The organism is Pseudomonas sp. Z18(2022) (assembly GCF_036346535.1).
In the GTDB taxonomy this organism is placed as follows: domain Bacteria; phylum Pseudomonadota; class Gammaproteobacteria; order Pseudomonadales; family Pseudomonadaceae; genus Aquipseudomonas; species Aquipseudomonas yamanorum_A.
Map to the genome: position 1 here is coordinate 14,999 of NZ_JAOTOA010000024.1, position 18,171 is coordinate 33,169.

The 18,171-nt window shown below is 62.5% G+C and carries 19 protein-coding genes; 3 read left to right on the forward strand and 16 right to left on the reverse strand.

The window, feature by feature from the left end; all coding sequences use genetic code 11:
• Nucleotides 1–80 precede the first annotated feature (80 nt).
• The 13 genes from gspM to gbpA form a co-directional block, all read right to left on the reverse strand.
• Nucleotides 81–509, reverse strand: coding sequence for a type II secretion system protein GspM (gene gspM, locus V3W39_RS28880; protein WP_177121953.1), 429 nt, complete (start codon nt 507–509; stop codon nt 81–83).
• Complete coding sequence (gspL, locus tag V3W39_RS28885; RefSeq protein WP_330213830.1) at nt 506–1,600, reverse strand: type II secretion system protein GspL; 1,095 nt, start codon at nt 1,598–1,600, stop codon at nt 506–508. Before gspL ends, gspM begins: the two co-directional genes overlap by 4 nt.
• Nucleotides 1,597–2,430, reverse strand: coding sequence for a general secretion pathway protein GspK (locus V3W39_RS28890; protein WP_330213831.1), 834 nt, complete (start codon nt 2,428–2,430; stop codon nt 1,597–1,599). Before V3W39_RS28890 ends, gspL begins: the two co-directional genes overlap by 4 nt.
• The gene (gspJ, locus tag V3W39_RS28895; RefSeq protein WP_177079871.1) at nt 2,427–2,969 is read right to left on the reverse strand and encodes a type II secretion system minor pseudopilin GspJ; all 543 of its coding nucleotides are present in this window, start codon (nt 2,967–2,969) and stop codon (nt 2,427–2,429) included. The genes V3W39_RS28890 and gspJ overlap by 4 nt, the downstream gene beginning before the upstream one ends.
• Nucleotides 2,962–3,330, reverse strand: coding sequence for a type II secretion system minor pseudopilin GspI (gene gspI / locus V3W39_RS28900; RefSeq protein WP_177047339.1), 369 nt, complete (start codon nt 3,328–3,330; stop codon nt 2,962–2,964). Before gspI ends, gspJ begins: the two co-directional genes overlap by 8 nt.
• Entirely contained in the window at nt 3,323–3,790 is a 468-nt protein-coding gene (gene gspH / locus V3W39_RS28905) for a type II secretion system minor pseudopilin GspH (protein ID WP_330213832.1), read from the reverse strand. The genes gspI and gspH overlap by 8 nt, the downstream gene beginning before the upstream one ends.
• Nucleotides 3,790–4,245: a type II secretion system major pseudopilin GspG gene (gene gspG / locus V3W39_RS28910; RefSeq protein WP_177047335.1), complete on the reverse strand. Its 456-nt coding sequence runs from the start codon at nt 4,243–4,245 to the stop codon at nt 3,790–3,792. Before gspG ends, gspH begins: the two co-directional genes overlap by 1 nt.
• A gap of 3 nt (nt 4,246–4,248) precedes the next feature.
• A complete protein-coding gene (gene gspF / locus V3W39_RS28915) occupies nt 4,249–5,457 on the reverse strand; it encodes a type II secretion system inner membrane protein GspF (RefSeq protein ID WP_330213833.1) in 1,209 nt (402 codons plus the stop codon).
• Between the two features lie 3 nt (nt 5,458–5,460).
• Nucleotides 5,461–6,933 (reverse strand): type II secretion system ATPase GspE, encoded by a 1,473-nt coding sequence (gene gspE / locus V3W39_RS28920; RefSeq protein ID WP_330213834.1) that lies wholly within the window; start codon nt 6,931–6,933, stop codon nt 5,461–5,463.
• Nucleotides 6,930–8,843, reverse strand: a complete 1,914-nt coding sequence (gspD, locus tag V3W39_RS28925; protein WP_330213835.1) for a type II secretion system secretin GspD — start codon at nt 8,841–8,843, stop codon at nt 6,930–6,932. Before gspD ends, gspE begins: the two co-directional genes overlap by 4 nt.
• An 8-nt stretch (nt 8,844–8,851) precedes the next feature.
• Nucleotides 8,852–9,376 carry a type II secretion system protein N gene (locus tag V3W39_RS28930; protein ID WP_259201158.1) on the reverse strand — a complete coding sequence of 175 codons (525 nt, stop codon included), beginning with the start codon at nt 9,374–9,376 and terminating at the stop codon, nt 8,852–8,854.
• A gap of 7 nt (nt 9,377–9,383) precedes the next feature.
• Nucleotides 9,384–9,932: a cytochrome b gene (locus tag V3W39_RS28935; RefSeq protein ID WP_330213836.1), complete on the reverse strand. Its 549-nt coding sequence runs from the start codon at nt 9,930–9,932 to the stop codon at nt 9,384–9,386.
• Nucleotides 9,933–10,000: 68 nt separating this feature from the next.
• Nucleotides 10,001–11,467, reverse strand: coding sequence for an N-acetylglucosamine-binding protein GbpA (gene gbpA / locus V3W39_RS28940; protein ID WP_330213837.1), 1,467 nt, complete (start codon nt 11,465–11,467; stop codon nt 10,001–10,003).
• Nucleotides 11,468–11,749: 282 nt separating this feature from the next.
• Between gbpA and V3W39_RS28945 the strand changes: the two genes are divergently transcribed.
• Together V3W39_RS28945 and V3W39_RS28950 are read left to right on the forward strand one after the other, a co-directional pair.
• A complete protein-coding gene (locus V3W39_RS28945; protein ID WP_177047321.1) occupies nt 11,750–12,376 on the forward strand; it encodes a response regulator transcription factor in 627 nt (208 codons plus the stop codon).
• 8 nt (nt 12,377–12,384) lie between these two features.
• Entirely contained in the window at nt 12,385–12,924 is a 540-nt protein-coding gene (locus V3W39_RS28950) for an Hpt domain-containing protein (protein ID WP_259201154.1), read from the forward strand.
• Here the strand turns inward: V3W39_RS28950 and V3W39_RS28955 are convergent.
• From V3W39_RS28955 to V3W39_RS28965, 3 genes are all read right to left on the reverse strand, one after another.
• A complete protein-coding gene (locus V3W39_RS28955) occupies nt 12,902–13,336 on the reverse strand; it encodes a hypothetical protein (RefSeq protein WP_177047374.1) in 435 nt (144 codons plus the stop codon). The two genes, V3W39_RS28950 and V3W39_RS28955, sit on opposite strands and share 23 nt — an antisense overlap.
• A gap of 80 nt (nt 13,337–13,416) precedes the next feature.
• Nucleotides 13,417–14,697 carry a sensor histidine kinase gene (locus V3W39_RS28960; protein ID WP_330213838.1) on the reverse strand — a complete coding sequence of 427 codons (1,281 nt, stop codon included), beginning with the start codon at nt 14,695–14,697 and terminating at the stop codon, nt 13,417–13,419.
• On the reverse strand, nt 14,694–15,377 hold the full coding sequence (locus V3W39_RS28965; RefSeq protein WP_177130976.1) for a response regulator transcription factor: 684 nt from the start codon (nt 15,375–15,377) through the stop codon (nt 14,694–14,696). The genes V3W39_RS28960 and V3W39_RS28965 overlap by 4 nt, the downstream gene beginning before the upstream one ends.
• 213 nt (nt 15,378–15,590) lie before the next feature.
• Between V3W39_RS28965 and bamA the strand changes: the two genes are divergently transcribed.
• Nucleotides 15,591–17,963, forward strand: a complete 2,373-nt coding sequence (gene bamA, locus V3W39_RS28970) for an outer membrane protein assembly factor BamA (protein WP_259201152.1) — start codon at nt 15,591–15,593, stop codon at nt 17,961–17,963.
• Nucleotides 17,964–18,171 lie beyond the last annotated feature (208 nt).

Genomic DNA, 18,171 nt, shown 5'->3' on the forward strand with positions numbered 1-18,171 from the left:
GACTTGCAGGGCCTCCGTTTAGCGACATGCGTGTATTCATGATGGTGGCGCTCACGCCATGGAGTGTAGATACCTATCGGCTACCTGAGCACAACGCGAGCCCATAACTGGTTGTCGCGTTTCTCCAGGGTCAGCGATTGCAGGCCCTCGCCCTCTCGCTCCATACGGTCCAGCCAGGCCAACAGCGCCTGGGCGTCACCACTGAGCGTCACACGCAAAGAGTCGCCCTCGCTGTCCATCTGCTGGATGTCCAGCGTCGCCGCCACCGCGCTGTCACTCACTCGCAAGGACAGCGGCCGGTCGGAAGCTGGTCGGGCGACACCGCCGGGCCGCGCCTGTTGCAGTTGCCCAGCCAACATCATCTGCTGCTGGTACTGGCGCTCGCTGCCGGCCATCCGCTGGACGGTGGGCTGCCACACCAGGCTGAAGGCCAGCGCGCCGAGAAGGCAAAGCCCCATGGCCAACAACAGCCAGCGCTCACGCGGGGAAATCTGCTGCCAACGGCTCATGCCTCATCCTCCATCGCCAGGCTGACGTGCACCCGGTTGTGCTGCTGACTCGCACTCTCCAGCCGCACCGGCATGCCCTGCTGCCGGCCACGCTCGCGCAGTTGCTCAAGCTCGGCAAAGCTGTTGGCGGTGAGTTGGACTTTCCAGCCTTCGCCCTGGCGATAGTCGATGCGTTGCACTTCCACGCTGCTGGCGCCGACCACCCGGTCCATCAAGCTCACCAGCCGTGCGATGTGCGTGTGTTGTGGCTCGGCGCGTTGCCGTTGCAGGGCCTTGAGCTGCATGGCCAGGTCGGCAATGCGCGGCTGGTCGGGGTAAAGCACCTTGAACCGCTGCTCGTTGCGCGCCGCCAGTTCTCGGGTTTCACCCTGCAAAAAGCTCACCCGGGCCTCACTGCCGGCCCAGCTCAGCAACGCCAGGGTCAGCAGCGATATGCCGGCGCTACGCCAGGGCATCAGCGTGCGACGCAGGGCGAATTCGCCGCTGAGCAGGTCAATGGCGTGGGTCGGGCGGGCGCAGAGCAATTGATCGACGTGGTCGGCCTCCAGGCGTCGCAGCTCCGCAGGCAATGCCGGTTCAAGCTGTGACAAACCCTCGTCGCAGAGCACCAGGCGGGCCGGCAGCCCGCCCCCCAGCAACCACCGCCCATCCCGGTGCACCGCCACGGGTTGGTCCCCCGGCAGCACGTCGGCATCCACGAACACCGCGCACACCGCCACGCCCGCTTGAGTCATCAAGGCAAGCACTGCGGTAAACCGCTCCCGGTTCACCACCATCACCGGATAGCACCCTTGGGCGTCACGTGCACCGATGCCCAGGTGCAACGCCTCAAGCGGCTCACTCAGTTGGTCTTCCACCGCGAACGCGATGGCCTGAGCACCGGGATGGCGGCGCGAAGGCCAGGGATCGGTGCGTACCCAACTGCACAGTTCCATCGGCAGCAGCAGCTCGACAGCCTGGCCAATCAGTCCCCGGCCTCCCTGGGCCAGGGTCATCGGCCGGCCGGGCTGGCCGGCTGACCAGAGGGTGCATGGCCACTGGGCCGAGGGCTCAGCCAGGCCCTCGGCATTCAAATACAGGCGGGGTTTCATCGCGATACCTCGTTAGCCATCGAAGGGAGAATGCGCCGCGCAAGCACGTTAAAGCGCCGGGTCCCGGGGTTCAGCTCGACATCGGTGGCCGAGCGAGAAGTGCGCTTGCCCGACCTCGCCTGCACCGTTATGCGGTACCAGCGGCTTTGCACCCCAAGCCCGTGACCGTTGAGGGCGGTGCCCGCCAGCAGCGGGTCGTGGGTGAATGCCTGCACGCTGGGCCAGGCCTGCGTGGCGCGCTGGCGCATCAGAGCCTCGGTGTCGAGGTCACCCAGCGTGCGCAGCACCAGGGCCGGTGCGGTGTTGATGTTCAGCGTGGCCTGGGCCGGCAGGAACGCCACCCAGGGTTCCAGTTGATCCAAGGTGCGCTGGTCGACACCCGGCAACAACCGCAACTGACTCAGCTCGCGCACGGCGCCCACCGGCGGCAGTGGCAAATCCTGCAGGCCGAGCACCCCCAGCAGGCGTTGCCAGCGCTCAAGGGCGACCGCATCGACCTTGCCGGGGGCCAACAAGGCATTCAGATTCAAGCGGCCCGAAAGGTCTTCGATCGTCACCTGGACATCGCCGTCCTCAAGCACCAGGCCGTGTGCCCATTCCTGGGTCAAATCGACGGTTTTGGGGCGAGACTGTACGGCCTGCGTCAACTGCATCAACGCCCGGGTTTCGCCAGCGACCCCAAGCTGGCGCAAGCTCACCTGGTGCATCTGTTGCCCGCTGCTTTGCAACAGCAAACGCTGGCTGCGCAACAAACCGCTGACCAACAGCAAGGCCAGGCTCATCACCAGCAGCACACTGATCAACGCAACACCGCGCTGGCCCCCGCTCACTGCAAACCTGCGGGCAATAGCAACACGCGCCGGATCGCGTCAAACCGCCCCACGCTCAACCGCACTTCCAGGGCCATGGGCGCCAGTGCGTATTGGCCCAGGATCGAGTGACCGCGCCAGCCGGTCGCAGGGTCGTAAAGGCGCCAACTGACGGCCTGCACCTCTTCGAGCAGTTTTTGCCGCTGCACCCGCGACGAGCCCTCGCCCATGCTGTCACGCCACAGCACGCCGTTTTCCAGGCGATAGGTCAGTTGCTGGCGCTGGCTGCGCGGCTGGTCCAGGGGGTTGCGCCAGTTGCTGCGTTGCACTTGCAGGGTGGTGTTTTTCAGCACCACGGCTTGCTCGGTGACATGCAGCACGTCCCACTCGATCAAGGCCATCGCCCGCTGCAGGTTGCGCAAATCCCTATCGTGGGTCGCGGTACCGCGTTGCACCCGCACCAACCCGTCGAACAGGCTCCAGCTGGCCAGGCCCAACAGGGCAAAAATCGCCATGGCGATCACCAGCTCAAGCAAGGTAAAACCGGACTGGCTATTCATGCCGGGCCGCCATCCAGCCACGGGTCTGGTACAGCGGGTATTCGCTGCCGGCCAGGCTGACAAACAGGTCGACCCTCAACAACACCGGGTCGCGTGCGGCACTGATCTGCTGGCGCACGTGCCAGTCGCGGCTGTCCATGCGCACCACGTGCCGCTGCTCACCCACCGTGACGTCGCGCCGCAGGCGCAGCTCGGTCAAGTGGTTATCCCCGATCCATGTCGCCAGCACCCGCTCTTGCAACCCACTGCGCTGTTTGAGCACGTACTGGCTGGCCGACAACACCGCAGCGGCCAGAGTGGCAAACACCGCGAGCGCGATCATCACTTCCAGCAAGGTAAAACCCCGCTCGCGACTATTCATCGAGCACCACCTGGCCGATACCGTCGCTGGACAGGCGCAACACGGTTTTGCCCTGAATAAAAAATGTCAGGCTGAACTCGCTGGTTTCATCACTGCTCAGGGCCAGCAATTGCGCCGGCCCCTGGTCCGCGTCCAGGCTCATGAATTGCCCCTCTTGCTCAAGCCGCAAACGCAGCTCGGCAGGCCAGGCGTAGAGCCTGCTCACCGGTTGCCAATCCTGCCCGGCCAGGCGCACCGCGCGATACCCGTCGGTGCTCAAGCGCACACCGTATTCCACACCTTCCAGCACGGCGCGATCGCGCAATTGTTGAACCAGCCGCACGATGGCCTCCGCATCCTGCCGGGCGATACGTCCGGGGTTGGCGCCCACGGCAAACGTGACCATGCCCAGCAGCACGCCAGCCAACACCATCACAATCATCAGTTCCAGCAAGGTAAAGCCTCGACAGCGGCGCCTCATCAGTCGCTCCAGTTACCGATATCGGCGGCGAACCCTTCCCCGCCCGCCACACCATCGGCGCCGAAGGAATACAGGTCATAGCTGCCATCCTGGGAGTGCATGCCGGGGTTGAGGTACTGATACGGCGTGCCCCACGGGTCCACCGGGATACTTTTCAAATAGCCCTGGGGGTTCCAGCCCCGCGCCGCCGGCAAGCCGGAGGGGCGTTTGCTCAGGGCCTCCAGGCCCTGCTGGGTGGAGGGATAGTCGTGGTTGTCCAGGCGGTACATCTCCAGCGCGGTGGCGATGGCCTGGACATCGGTTTTGGTGGCCGTGACTTTGGCCTGGTCGGGCCGGCTCATGAATTGCGGCACCACAATCGCGCCGAGGATGCCGATGATGACCACCACCACCATGATTTCGATCAGAGTAAAACCGCGCTGTCGGCACGGCAGGTTATTGGGTTGAGGTTGCATGGGTCAGTTCACCAATTGGTTGAGGCTCAGAATCGGCAGGAGGATGGCCAGTACGATCAGCAGCACCACGCCGCCCATCAGCACCAGCATGAAAGGTTCAAACAGGCTCACCACCAGGGTGATCCGTGCGGCCAGGCTGCTTTCCTGTTGTTCGGCCGCACGGGCAAGCATGGCGTCGAGTTCACCGGCCCGCTCGCCGCTGGCGATCATGTGCAGCATCATCGGCGGGATGTCGCCGCTGAGTTCCAGGCCACGGGTCAGGGTGCCGCCCTCGCGCACCGAGCGGGCCACATCGGCCATGCGCGCGCGGATGGTCAGGTTGCCGATCACCGCGGCGCTGATTTCCAGGGCGTCCACCAGGGGCACGGCGCTTTTGCCGAGAATCGCCAGGGTGCTGGCGAACCGTGCGGCTTCCATCTCCCGCAGCACCTTGCCCACCAGCGGCAGCTGCAACGCCAGGTGATGCCAGCGCAGGCGCCAGGTCGGCTGCTTCAAGCTCCAGCGCCACGCTCCGATTACACCCGCCAGCAGCCCGGCCATCAGCACACCGTGATGGCGCAGGCCGTCACTCACGCCGATCAGCAGTTGGGTCAGCACAGGCAGGGCCTGGCCGCTTTCGACAAAAATCTTCACCACATCCGGTACGACAAAGCCCAGCAGAAAGCCGACGATGGCCACACTGGCGGTCATCAGGATCAACGGGTACACCATGGCCATCTGGATCTTCTGCCGTGACGCCTGACGCGCCTGGGTGTAGGCCGCCAATTGCGCCAGCACCTGGCCCAGGTGGCCGGAGCGCTCACCGGCAGACACCGTGGCGCAGAACAATTCGGGGAATGCCCTGGGGAACAATCCCAACGCCATAGCCAGTGAATGCCCCTCCATGACCCGGCTGCGCACCGCCGATAACAACCCGGCCACACGGCGCTTGGCGCTTTGCCGGGCCACGGCGTCCAGGGCTTCTTCCAGCGGCAGACCGGCCTGAACCAGTGTCGACAGTTGCAAGGTCAGCAGCGCCAGGTCTGCCGCACTAAGGCGCCCGGCGCGGGGCGTAGTGTGTGTGGCGCCGCTGGCCTTGACCTCGGTCACACTGCGCGGCCACAACCCGCGAGCCCGCACTTGCTGGCGCGCCTGTTGCGGGCTGTCGGCTTCCACCCGGCCCCGGCAGCCACGGCCCGCCCCATCCTGGGCACGGTATTCGAAGGTCGCCATGCCCTAACCCTCCTGCGTCACGCGTAACAGTTCGTCGACGCTGGTCACGCCGTCGAGTACCCGCTGGCGGCCGTCCTGAAACAGGCTGCGCGACGCCTTGCGCACCTCATCGGTCAGTGCCAGCTCGCTGGCGCCCTGGTGAATCAGCGCGGCCACGGCCGGCGTCACGCACACCAACTCGTAAATCCCGATACGCCCGCGATAGCCCAGCTGGCACTGCTCGCAACCCACCGCGCTGAATACCTGCGGCGCCGCCAGGGGGTCGACCCCCAGACGCCGGCAGGCGCAGGCATCGGCGATGCCGGCGGCCTTGCAGTGCGGGCACAATGCACGCAACAGGCGTTGGGCCAGAATCCCCACCAGGGACGATGCCAACAGGTACGCATCAACACCCATGTCTACCAGCCGGGTCACCGCCCCCACCGCGCTGTTGGTGTGCAGCGTCGACAGCACAAGGTGCCCGGTGAGCGAGGCCTGGACCGCGATTTCGGCGGTCTCGCGGTCGCGGATCTCACCGACCATGACCACATCCGGGTCCTGGCGCAGGATCGCACGCAGGCCTCGGGCGAAGGTCATGTCGACCTTGGGGTTGACCGGCATCTGGCCGACACCCGGCAGGTGATATTCGATGGGATCTTCCACCGTCAGGATGTTACGGGTCTGATCGTTCAGGCTGCTGAGCGCCGCGTACAGGCTGGTGGTTTTGCCGGAGCCGGTGGGGCCGGTGACCAGGAAGATGCCGTGGGGTTTGCCCAGCAACTGCCGCAACGCCGCCAGGGTTTCGTCGGGCATGCCCAGGCGCGGCAGTTGCAGGCGCCCGGCCTGTTTGTCCAGCAGCCGCAACACCACCCGCTCGCCATGGGCCGAGGGCAACGTGGAGACCCGCACATCGACCTCATGCCCGGCCAGGCGCAAGGCGATCCGGCCGTCCTGGGGGATACGTTTTTCGGCAATGTCCAGGCGCGCCATGACCTTGATCCGCGACACCAGCAACGTCGCCAGCTCACGCCTTGGCCGGAGTATTTCGCGCAGTTGGCCATCGACCCGCATGCGCACCGACAGGTAGTGCTCAAAGGTTTCCAGGTGCACATCGGAGGCCTGCTCGCGCACGGCTTCGCTGAGCAGAGCGTTGATCAGGCGGATAATCGGCGCATCGCCTTGCTGCTCCAGCAGATCGGTGGTTTGCGGCACCTGGTCCACCAGGCTCAGCAGGTCCAATTCGTCGTCCAGGCCCTGGGCGACCGCCTGCGCCGCGCTTTGGCCTTCGCGGTAGACCGCCGCCAGGCGCGTCGCAAAGGTGTCGGCGTCCAGGCGCAGCAACGGCAAGTCACGGCCACACACCCGGCGGGCCTCGCCGATGGCCGCCAGCGGCGTATCAGCGCGCAACGCCAGGTACCAGCCGGCCTCGCCACGGTCCAGCAACACGCCAAACCGCCTGGCGAAACCGAAGGGCAATTGCTCGTAGGCCACTGTCATGGGTTCGGCGCTTTTTTGCGTAGGTCCACCACCGGTGGATCGAACAACTCACTGGCATCCAGCGGCAACAACAGTGAGTTATTTTCCTGCGCCCCCGGCTTGCTCAGCTCACGCAGGGTGTCGTAGCGCTGCTGGCTGACAGCCGACAAATCCTGCTTGCTGCGCACGATCGTGGGGCGCAGGAACACCATCAGGTTGCTTTTGGTCTGGGTGTCGCGGCTCCAGCGAAACAACGCGCCCAGGTACGGAATGTCCCGCAGCAACGGCACGCCACTGGCCTGGGTGCGCACGCTGTCCTTGATCAGACCGCCGATCACGATGATCTCGCCGTCGTCCGCCAGGATCGTGCTTTTGAGCGCACGTTTGTTGGTGATCAAATCCGAGGAGTCGATGCCCGACACCGACGGTGCAATGTCCGAGACTTCCTGCTCGACCTCCAGCCGCAAGGTTGAACCCTCGTTGATGTAGGGCTTGATCTTGAGGCTGATGCCGACGTCCTTGCGCTCCACCGTCGTGAACGGATTGTCGGCGCCGCTGCTGTTGGTGGAATAGGAACCGGTCTTGAACGGTACGTTCTGGCCCACGATGATTTCGGCTTCCTGGTTGTCCAGGGTCAGCAGGCTCGGTGTGGACAACAGGTTGCTGCGGGCATTGCTGGCCAGGGCGGAAATCAGTGCGCCAAAGCGGTCCGTACCGAGCTTCAGGACGGCGGCTTCGGGGGCCGCTTTATCGCCGTCGAAATTCAGCCCGCCAATGATCGGAATGCCGGCGCCCGGGAAGTTGATGAAGCCTTTAGCGTCTCCTTTGTCGATCCCCCACTGCACGCCGATGGCTTCGGAAATATCCCCGGTGATCTCGACGATCGCCGCGTGGATCAACACCTGCGCCCGGGGCTGGTCCAGTTGGCGGACGATGTTTTCGATGGTACGGATCTGCGCCGGCTCGGCGATCAGCACCAGGGCGTTCTGGCTTTCGTCCGCCTTGATCATGAAGCTGGCACCCGGTGCGTTATCCCGGGCACCCGCCACGGCAGCCGCCGGCTTCTTGCCCTGCATCATCGAGTCCAACACCTCGGCCAGTTGTCTGGCGTCGCTGTGGCGCAGACGAATCACCCGGGCGTTATCGAGGATCGCCGTGGCCGGCACATCGAGGCTGCGCGCCATGTCGAGCAGCCGTTGACGTACCTCGGGCGGGCCGACAAACAACAGGCGGTTGGTGCGCGTATCGGCCAGCACCTGGATCGCCGTGTCGGCGCTGCGTTTACCCATCGCGGCTTCGAGCACCGGCGCGACATCGGCGGCCTGGGCGTGTTGCAGGGGCAGCACCACATGCTGTTGGCTTTGCCCGGAATCCAGCTGGCGCACCACCTGCGCGATCCGGCCTACATTGGCCGCCGTGTCGGTAATCACCAGGGCGTTGGCCGATACCGACGGGCCGACATAGCCGTTGCTCGACACCAGCGGTCGCACCAGCCCGGCAATGTCACCGGCACTGCTGCTGCCCAGGGCGATGACCTGAGTGGTGAACTGCGAGGCCGTGGTTTTGTTGCCGGCGCTCTGGCCGGCGCGGGTCTTGGCCTCGGCAACCGGGGCAATCAGGATCCGGTCGCCCTCGTCGATCACGGTGAAGTTGTGGGCATCGAGCACCGAGTAGAACAGCCGGCGCACGCCCTCCCGATCCAGGGCCTGGCGCGACATCACCGTCACACGCCCGGACACTCGCGGGTCGAGCACCACGGTGGTGCCGAGGATGTCGGATATTTCTTCGACGATGTCCCGCAGTTCGGCATTGTTCATCGCCAGTTGCCATTTTTCTTCTTCGGCCCACGTCGCGTCATGAAACAGCCCTGCGCACAAGGCCGAAAAAAGCAGCAAAGAGCGCAGGGTATTGACGCTGGGAAAACGCTTCATCAACTTGATCACTCTGATTGCCCGGCCATCGGGCGTAGAAAACGCGTGGGAATCGCCGGTATCGGCGTCTCGGTGCCCGCCTCAAGCCGTTGCAGGAAACGGTCGCCGCCGGTTTGCAACATCAGCCGCTCCTCGCGGCCTTTGTTCCACAGCACCACATGGTCGGCGCTCACCCGGCGCAACGTGCTGCCACCGGGCAAATGCTCGCCCACCACATACACCCGCGAGCCCTGGGCGTCGGCCAACAGCGCCTTCGACAACCCGTTACGCGCGATAAAACTGGCCTGCAAGGTGAGGTTCTGCGTGCTCGCCCTCAGACGGGTTTGCGGCACCAGCCCCAGCACGGTCGCCACGGCTGTCGCATCCAGCGCCTCACGCAACGGGGCGACCGTCGCCGACGTGTCGGCGATTGGCGCAGCGGTGAAGTGCTGGCGAAACCGCAGCTCTTGCCAGACCAGAAACGCCCCGTAGGCCACGGGCAACAACAGCAGTCCGGCCACACTCAAGCGCCGCCCCGGTAATCCAACGCTCACGGCAAGCTCATCTGTATCGGGGCTGTGCACGGTGGACGCGCGGGCGCAGCAACATCCGGCGCAACACACGGTCGCCGCACAGCTCATGCACCACCACCGCGCCGATGTGCAGCAGCACCAGCAGTAACAGCATGACGCAGGCCACGATATGCACGGCAAAACAGCGGGCAATCAGCAGCGGGTCGCTCAAGGGCTGGGGGATTTCCAGCAACGCGAACACGCTGATCGGGCGGTCCATCATCAACACCCCACTGAGCAGCACCACACCCACCATGAGGTAGATCGACAGATGGCCGAACGTTGCGAGCAGTTGCACAAGGGACAGAGATCTCACGCGCGCAGGCTGGGCATGCAGAATCGTGAAGAAGATGCGCCAGACGAACACCGGGATAAACACCGTGGTCAGCGACACATTGAAAAACCCGACCGCCTGTTTGATTGCGGCAGGCACCGGCAGGCTGGCGATATAAAAACCGGACACCAGCGTCCACAGAATGACCACCGCCGACAACCAGTGCAGCAGCACTCGCTGTCTCGAGTAACCGGAAACTGACATGTGTGACTCGACTCTGGATAAAAAAGTCGGGCGGCCTGGCTCAGGCCGCCCGAAACATCAGGCAGGATTTACAGCTTGTCCCATGCGGCGTGCGAATGCGCACCTACGCCCGGCTCATAGCCGTTGGCGCTCGGGCTGTATTGTTTGCAATAACCGTCGGCCGGCCATTGCTTGCATTCGTAAACCTCATTGGTCTTGGGTTGCAGCACCTTGGTACCAGCCTTATAGCTTGCCAGGCCCTGAGGGAAGACGAAGTCGTACTCGATGCCGGCGCCTTCACCCGATAGGGTCACCGCCTGGGTATCCTGGCGCGTGGTGCGGCCATCCAGAGTGGTGCCTACCAGCGTCAAGGTGTGCGGGCCCGGGTTGGAACGCACGTCCATCTCCAGGGTTGCAGAGCCACTCTCGACGGTCTGCTTGAGGCTGCCCGTGGCTTTGTTTTTGTCATCGAACAAGGTGGCTTCGATGTTCATTTGACGGTTGCCCACCATGCCGAAATCGAGCTTGACCAACCCTTTTTCCAGCACGTATTCAGGCTTGATGGCGCCCAGCGCCAGGGTCGCGGCGATGTCTTCTTGCATCTCCTGCTGAATTTCGTAGCGCACTACGCCGCTTTCTTTCTGGGCATAGATCGTGTTGCTGCCTTTGACCGGTTCGATGTCGCCCGCATCGTTACGGACACCGGCACGTACCAACTCGTGGGTCTGGTTAATTTTTTCCGCGAGTTTGAATGCCCACTCCTGCGGTTTGCCTTCTTCAGCATTGTCGATGCTGATTTCAACGCTGTAAGGGGTGCTCTCACCGCTGCCGGTAAAGGCGCGGGCCTTGACCTTGTCACCGGCCAGCAAGGTGGTTTCGCTGGCGATGTTTCCCACTGCGGACCAGCCTCCAGGCAACGCCGCTTCGGCTTGAATGTCGACATCGACGACGCTATAGAACGCCGCATCCGTATCAGCCACCGTCCACACCGCCAGGATCACGTGATAGCCAGACCTGTCATCCGGGATGGTGCAGTGATGCTTGGTATCGGCCACAGGCTTCTCGCCACGGCCATCGACCTCACAGAACGGCGCGCTGTCGAACGAGGCACGGGTCAGGGGTTGGTTCGGGTTCCAGTCCTTGCGGGTGATGAAGTACTCATGTTTGGTGGCCGGGTGCACGGCCGTGTACCTCCACTGGAAATCAATGCTGTGATCCTTCAATTCCGTCTTGTACCAACGTGTGGCGGACTGGGCGTCCATCGCTGAAAAAGACGGGTTGCCACCACTGGCGATCTTGCCGTCAACCGGCCCCTGCAGAGGCCCGCCGCCAGCACCGGCAGGAAACCCCTTGAAGGTTTCACCGACACTTTGTGGTTCGTATTGCGCGTTGCCGCAGTCGTTGTTCAAACCTTGCTGGCAAGCATAGGCACGCGATGGCGGGTATTGCGCATGCCCGTGGGCGCTGGCGCCTTGAGAGGCCAACATCGCCGACAGCAGAACCGCCGAAGACGTGCACGTAAAGACGGCACGGCGGCTATAAATTTTTGATTTCATCACTATTTCCAGACTGCAAGTGAGAACGCCAGGCAGGCGCCGTTCTTTTGCACGGCGTAACGCCGAACAACGGAAAGAAAGCCTATCGGGAAGAAAGGACGAAGTCTGTGAGCCGCCACTTACGTTCTTGCAAGAAATTTCTTATAGACAGCTCTAATGAGTAGAGCTAAGTGAGCGACAAAATTTCCGGGCAATTTCCTACATCTTTAAGAGACATGACTGACATCGAAACAGCGTTAATATCCCGCGCCAAACTCCATCAGACGATCAGGGAAGTTGCACATGCATAAAGTTGTACTGGTCGATGACCACCCCTTTATCAGAGCTTCCGTACGCGCGCTGGTGACTCAGGCCGGGCACAAAGTCGTGGCAGAAGCCGACAATGGTGTTGATGCGATCACCGCGGTCCGTGAATGGACGCCCGACCTGGTACTGCTGGATATCACCATGCCGCGCATGGACGGCATCACGGTGATCGAGAGAATCCGCGCGCTGGAAATGACCCCCAAAATCATCGTGCTGTCCTACCTGTCACCCGAGCATTACGCCATGCGCTGCGTCACTGCCGGGGCCGCCGGTTTTATCTGCAAGAGCGATGAGCTCAGTACCCTGCCCCAGGCCATCAAGAGCGTGATGGACGGCTATGTGTACTTCCCCCAGAGCAGCGTCCCGCTCAATGGCAAGGTCGGTGTGTTCACGCACGAGGAGCAACTGATTGCGACCTTGTCCAACCGTGAACTCTCGGTGTTCCAGCAGCTGTCCAACGGCATGAGCAATAAAGACATCGCCACCAATATCCTGCTCAGCAGCAAGACCATCAGCTGTTATAAAGCCCGGCTTTTCGCAAAGCTGAATGTGACGTCGGTGGTTGAACTCGCGGATATGGCGCGGCGCAATAGTATTATTTAGGGGCTCGCGTGTTGAAACACTTGATCAACGAATTTGAAGGCATCAGCGCCGACGCCGTGCGGGAAGAAAAACAGCGCTGCCTCGACGCGGGCATGAATGATTGCCTGTTCAAACCCGTGAGTCGTCAGCAACTGATCGACCGTTTGCAGCCTTTACAGGCCGAGTGCTTTGCACAGGAACAAGCGGCCGACCCCAGCATCACATGCATCGAAAAACAGCTGGGCGCATTCACCTTCGACAACCCCGCGGTGATTCAGGAATTGAAGGATGAGTTACTGAGCAACAGTCGCGTGGATATCGACCTTCTGGCCACGCTGATCCGGGAGGATGACCGGGAAGGGTTGGCGGAGTTTGCCCATAGGGTGAAAGGCCCCGCCCGGTTGATTCGCTACGAACAGCTGATTGTGTGCTGCGAAAACCTTGAGGCTGCTGCACAGGCTTCGCCGGGCAGGCTAGAGGAACTGGCCGATGCGCTGGAGCGCTGTCTGGTGCACCTGGTGGACTGCCTTGGGGGCGATCCGGGCATCACTGATCCGCTGCATAAATAATGGTTTGCGCACAGTCGGGCGCAGCCGGCCGGCGGGTAAAGTAGGTGTCGCCTTCATCCGTATGAATCTCGTATTCAAACTTGGTTGCAGTGACATGCCTGATGATCTTCAGCACCCGCTGGAACTTCACGCTTTGGGTGCCGTTCTGGTTGGGCCCGGTGAGTACGTTGACGCTTTGAAACCAGCCGTCGTTCTTCCTGTTTGCCACCAGGGCGCCGCTCATGGCTTCGAACCGCTCCAGCCGGGTAAAGCCCCACAGTGTTTGCTCTTCCACGGTTTGGCCAAGGGCGGCCGAACCGGTAAACACGAACAGATTGATCGCCGGGCTGTCTTCGCAGAAGAAATCGTAAGGCACCAGCCCATCGACCATTTTCTTGCCGGCCACGAAGCCTTTTTTGTGCACCTGAAACATCGCCACCTCCACGCCAATGGCGTCACTGAACATCAGCTCACGCAGAGGGAAAGTCTAAGGGCGCAGGGCGTACAGGGCGGTCAAGCCAATGTAATTTCGTGTAAAGATCCCACCCGGGGCAGGTTGATTTCCACGGTCAACCCGCCGGGTGGCTGGTTGTACGCCACGATGGTGCCGCCATGCATTTCCACAGCTCGCAAGGCGATCGCCAGGCCCAGTCCGAAACCGCTATCGGCGTCGTTCGGGCCGCGTTCGAAGGGCCAGAAAATACGCGGCAACCGCAGCGATTCAACCCCCGGCCCCTGGTCACTGATCAAGACCCTCAGCCAGGGTGTGTAGGGATTGATCTGCGCCGTGACCAGCACCGTCGTATCCGGTCGCGTGTAGCGCACCGCATTGCGAACGATATTCTCGAAACACCGATACAACAGCTCGCCGCTGGCACAACTGACAAAGGCCGGGCACGCCTGCAAGCTGACACGACAGCCTTTGATGCCCGCCTCGAACTGCGCATCCTCGACAATCACCGCCAGCAATTCGACGATATCCACCGACTCGCGCTCGATGCTCTCGGGGCGGCCCTGCACGCGCGCCAGGGTCAACAGCGCCTCGATCAGTGTGTCCATGCGCGCCGATTCACGCTGGATGCGCCCGAGCATTTCCTCGCGTGCCGGGGCTTGCTGCAGCAGCCCGATGGCCGCTTGCATGCGCGTCAACGGTGAGCGCAGTTCATGGGAGATGTCGTGCAACAGCTGTTGCTGGGCTTCCACCAGCAGTTTCAGCTGGTTGGCCATGCGGTCGCAGTCTTCGGCCAGGTCGACGATTTCATCACGGCGCTTGCCCATCATCGGCCGCACCCGGGTTTCGAAGCGCCCCTGGGCCACCTCGCCCATCGCCCGCCGCAGGAATGCCAACGGCCACGCCAGGTAGTAGGCCATGTACCCGCTGAACAGCGCACTCATCACGGTGCCGATGATCAATGGGACCAAATGGCCCAGCCGCCCGGGGTCGCGAGGTTTGAGGGAAGACCGCAGTGACAGCGCGACGCCGTCCTTGCTGATCAGCGACTTTTCATAGGCCGGCCGCGGGACCGGCGTGCCGGCCAGCAGTTGACCGGCACTGTCATAGACACCGATGGCCTGGCCGCGGGCGGGCTCCCACACCGTCAGGAGCTGGCCGCCCGAGTCGACACCGTATTGCACCAGCAACTGTTCTTCGCTGGCCAGGATTGCATCCAGGTGATGATCCCCGGGGCCCAGGCTGCTCGCCACCAGAATGCTCAACCCCACCAGGAACGTGAGGCTGGTAGACAACCAAAAGGCCAGGAACAGTTTCCAGAACAGCCGGCTGGGTTTCATCATTCGGCGATCAACAGGTAACCGAGGCCGCGTACACTCTGGATCCAGGCCTTGGCGTCGGGGCGCGGGCCCAACTTCTGGCGAATGCTGCTGATGTGTACGTCGATGCGTCGGTCATAGCGGGTCAGCGGGCAGCCCAGGGCATTGAGGGACATATCCTTTTTGCTCACCACCTGGCCAGCGCACCGGGCCAGCACTTCAAGCAGGCTGAATTCGGTACTGGTCAGCCCCAGCTCGCAACCGTTCCAACGGGCCTGGCGTTTGCCGGGCCACAGCATCAGGGCGCCGGTCGTTATGACCTCTCCGGTCGGCTGGCCCACGGGTTGCACCCGGCGCATGATCGCGCGCAGGCGCGCCACCAGCTCCCCCGGGGAACTGGGCTTGGGCACGTAATCGTCCGCGCCAAGCTCCAGCCCGGTGATGCGGTCGATGTTGTCGCCGCGGGCGGTGAGCAACACCACCGGCACCTGGCTGCTGGCGCGGATACGCCGCAGCACCTCGATGCCCGAGAGCCTGGGCAGCATCACATCCAGCACCACAATGCTGTAGCGCCCCGACAACGCCTCAACTTCACCTTCCTCGCCGGTGTGCACGCAGGTCGCCTCAAAGCCTTCATGCTCCAGGTATTGGCCCAGCATTTCAGTCAGTTCCTGGTCGTCGTCGACTAGCAATACGCGGTTCATGGCGAGCTCGTGAAGGGGTCTGGCCACAGTATCGCCCAGCATCCTCGCCCCGGGGCCAACCTTTACCTAACTTGACACTTGGTTAACCGCACCAAACCCCCGCCGCTCTTATGCTGGCCGTCCACCCGTCTGGCCGCGTTGTGATGACCCGTCTGCGGCGAGTCACCATGGCGCGCTTGCGCTGCTTGTCGATGTGTTCTGGAAAAGATCTTGATGAATTTTTCGCGCCTGCTCTGCTCGGTTGCGCTGCTGCTCAATGTCACACTTGCACACGCTGAAGCCTTCAAAATCTCGGATATCCGTATCAATGGTCTGCAACGGGTCTCTGCGGGCAGCGTGTTTGGCGCCTTGCCGCTGAACGTGGGGGACGAAGTGGATGACCGACGCCTGGTGGCTTCCACCCGCGCGCTGTTCAAGACCGGCTTCTTCCAGGACATCCAGTTGAGCCGCGACGGCACCGTGTTGATCATCAATGTGGTCGAACGCCCCTCGGTGTCGAACATCGAGTTCGAGGGCAACAAGGCCATCTCCACCGAAGACCTGCTCAAAGGCATGAAGCAATCGGGCCTGGCCGAGGGCGAGATCTTCCAGCGCGCCACCCTCGAAGGCATGCGCAACGAACTGCAGCGCCAGTACGTGGCCCAGGGTCGCTACGCGGCCACGGTCGACACCGAAGTGCTGCCGCAACCACGCAACCGCGTGGGCCTGAAGGTCAAGATCGACGAAGGCTCCGTGGCGGCGATCCAGCACATCAACGTGGTGGGCAACAAGGTATTTACCGACAAGGAACTGGCCCGCACCTTCACCCTCAAGACCAGCAACTGGCTGTCGTTCTTCACCAACGATGACAAGTACGCCCGCGAAAAACTCACCGGTGACCTGGAGCGCCTGCGCTCCTATTACCTGGACCGGGGCTATATCAACATGGATATCACCTCGACCCAGGTGTCCATCACCCCGGACAAGAAACACGTCTACATCACCGTCAACGTCAACGAAGGCGAGAAATACACGGTGCGCGACGTGAAGCTCAGCGGCGAATTGAAAGTCCCGCAAGACCAGCTTGAAGCCCTGTTGCTGGTGCAAAAGGGCCAGGTGTTCTCGCGCAAACTGATGACCACCACCTCGGACCTGATCACCCGGCGCCTGGGTAACGACGGCTACACCTTCGCCAACGTCAACGGCGTGCCCACACCCCACGATGAAGACCACACCGTGGACATCGTGTTTGCCGTCGACCCGGGCAAGCGCGCCTACGTGAACCGCATCAACTTCCGTGGCAACACCAAGACCGACGACCAGGTGCTGCGCCGGGAAATGCGCCAGATGGAAGGCGGCTGGGCCTCGACCTACCTGATCGACCAGTCCAAGGTCCGCCTGGAGCGCCTGGGGTTCTTTAAAGAGGTCAAGGTCGAAACCCCGGCCGTGGCGGGTGTGGATGACCAGTTGGATGTGAACTACGCCGTGGAAGAACAGGCGTCCGGCTCGATCACCGCCAGCGTCGGGTTTGCCCAGGATGCCGGGCTGTCCCTCGGTGGCACCATCAGCCAGAACAACTTCTTGGGCACCGGGGATTACGCCAGCCTGGGCTTGACCCGCTCGGAATACCAAAGCAAGTACAACATCGGCTTTACCAACCCCTACTTCACACCGGACGGGGTGAGCCTGGGCTATAACGCGTTCTACAGCGCCACCGATTACAACGACTACTACGACGATGGCAGTGGTGTTTCCTACTACTCCATCAACAGTTACGGCCTTGGGGCTACGCTCGGCTACCCGATCAACGAAACCTCGCGGCTGAGTTTTGGCCTGACGTTACAACACGACAGTATCGACCCTGGGATCTACAGTTCGGATGAGATCTATGACTTTCTGCAGCACAACGGCAGCCAGTTCACTAACCTCAAGGCCAACCTGGGGTGGTCGGAATCGACGTTGAACAAGGGCGTGATGCCCACCCGTGGTTACTCGCAGAACCTGAACCTGACGGTGACCGTGCCGGGCAGTGACCTGAGTTTCTACAAGGTCGATTATTCCGGGCAGGCGTTCCTGCCGGTTACCAATTCAACAACGCTGCGCTTCCATACCAAGCTCGGTTACGCCGACGGATACGGCTCGACGGACGGCCTGCCGTTTTATGAGAACTACACCGCCGGGGGCGAGGGTTCGGTGCGGGGGTTTGAGAGCGGGACGCTTGGGCCGCGCAGTACGCCGGCCACGGGCGCGTATGCCAGTGCGGGGCAGGAGTACTATTCAGACCGGGATGCGGAGGCGTTGGGCGGCAACATTCTGATCACCGGTGGGGCGGAATACCTGTTCCCGATGCCGTTCCTCAAGGACAACAAGTCGGTCCGGACGTCGGTGTTCTGGGATGTGGGTAACGTGTACTCAGACAAGTGCGCGCTGACTACCACTCAGGGGTGCAGTGGGGTTGACCTCAGTCAGTTGGCCGCCTCTGTGGGCATTGGTGCTACGTGGTATAGCCCGTTGGGGCCGTTGAGTATCAACCTGGCGCTGCCGGTGCGTACGCCGGAGAATGCTACCAAGCAGGTGTTCCAGTTTTCCATGGGGCAGAATTTTTGACCTGCTGGAGGGTGGGGGCATATCCGTTGCTGCGGTAACGGCCGCTTATGGTTCCGCTCTTACAGCGGCTCACTTTTGAAAAGCGCAAAAGTAAGCAAAACGCTCTTGCCCCACCACTCGGCACCTCGCCTAGGCTCGGTGTGCCCTCAGCTCCGGTATTACTCCGCGGGCCGCCGCGACGGGGCGTCCCTGCCCCGTCGCGGCTAAA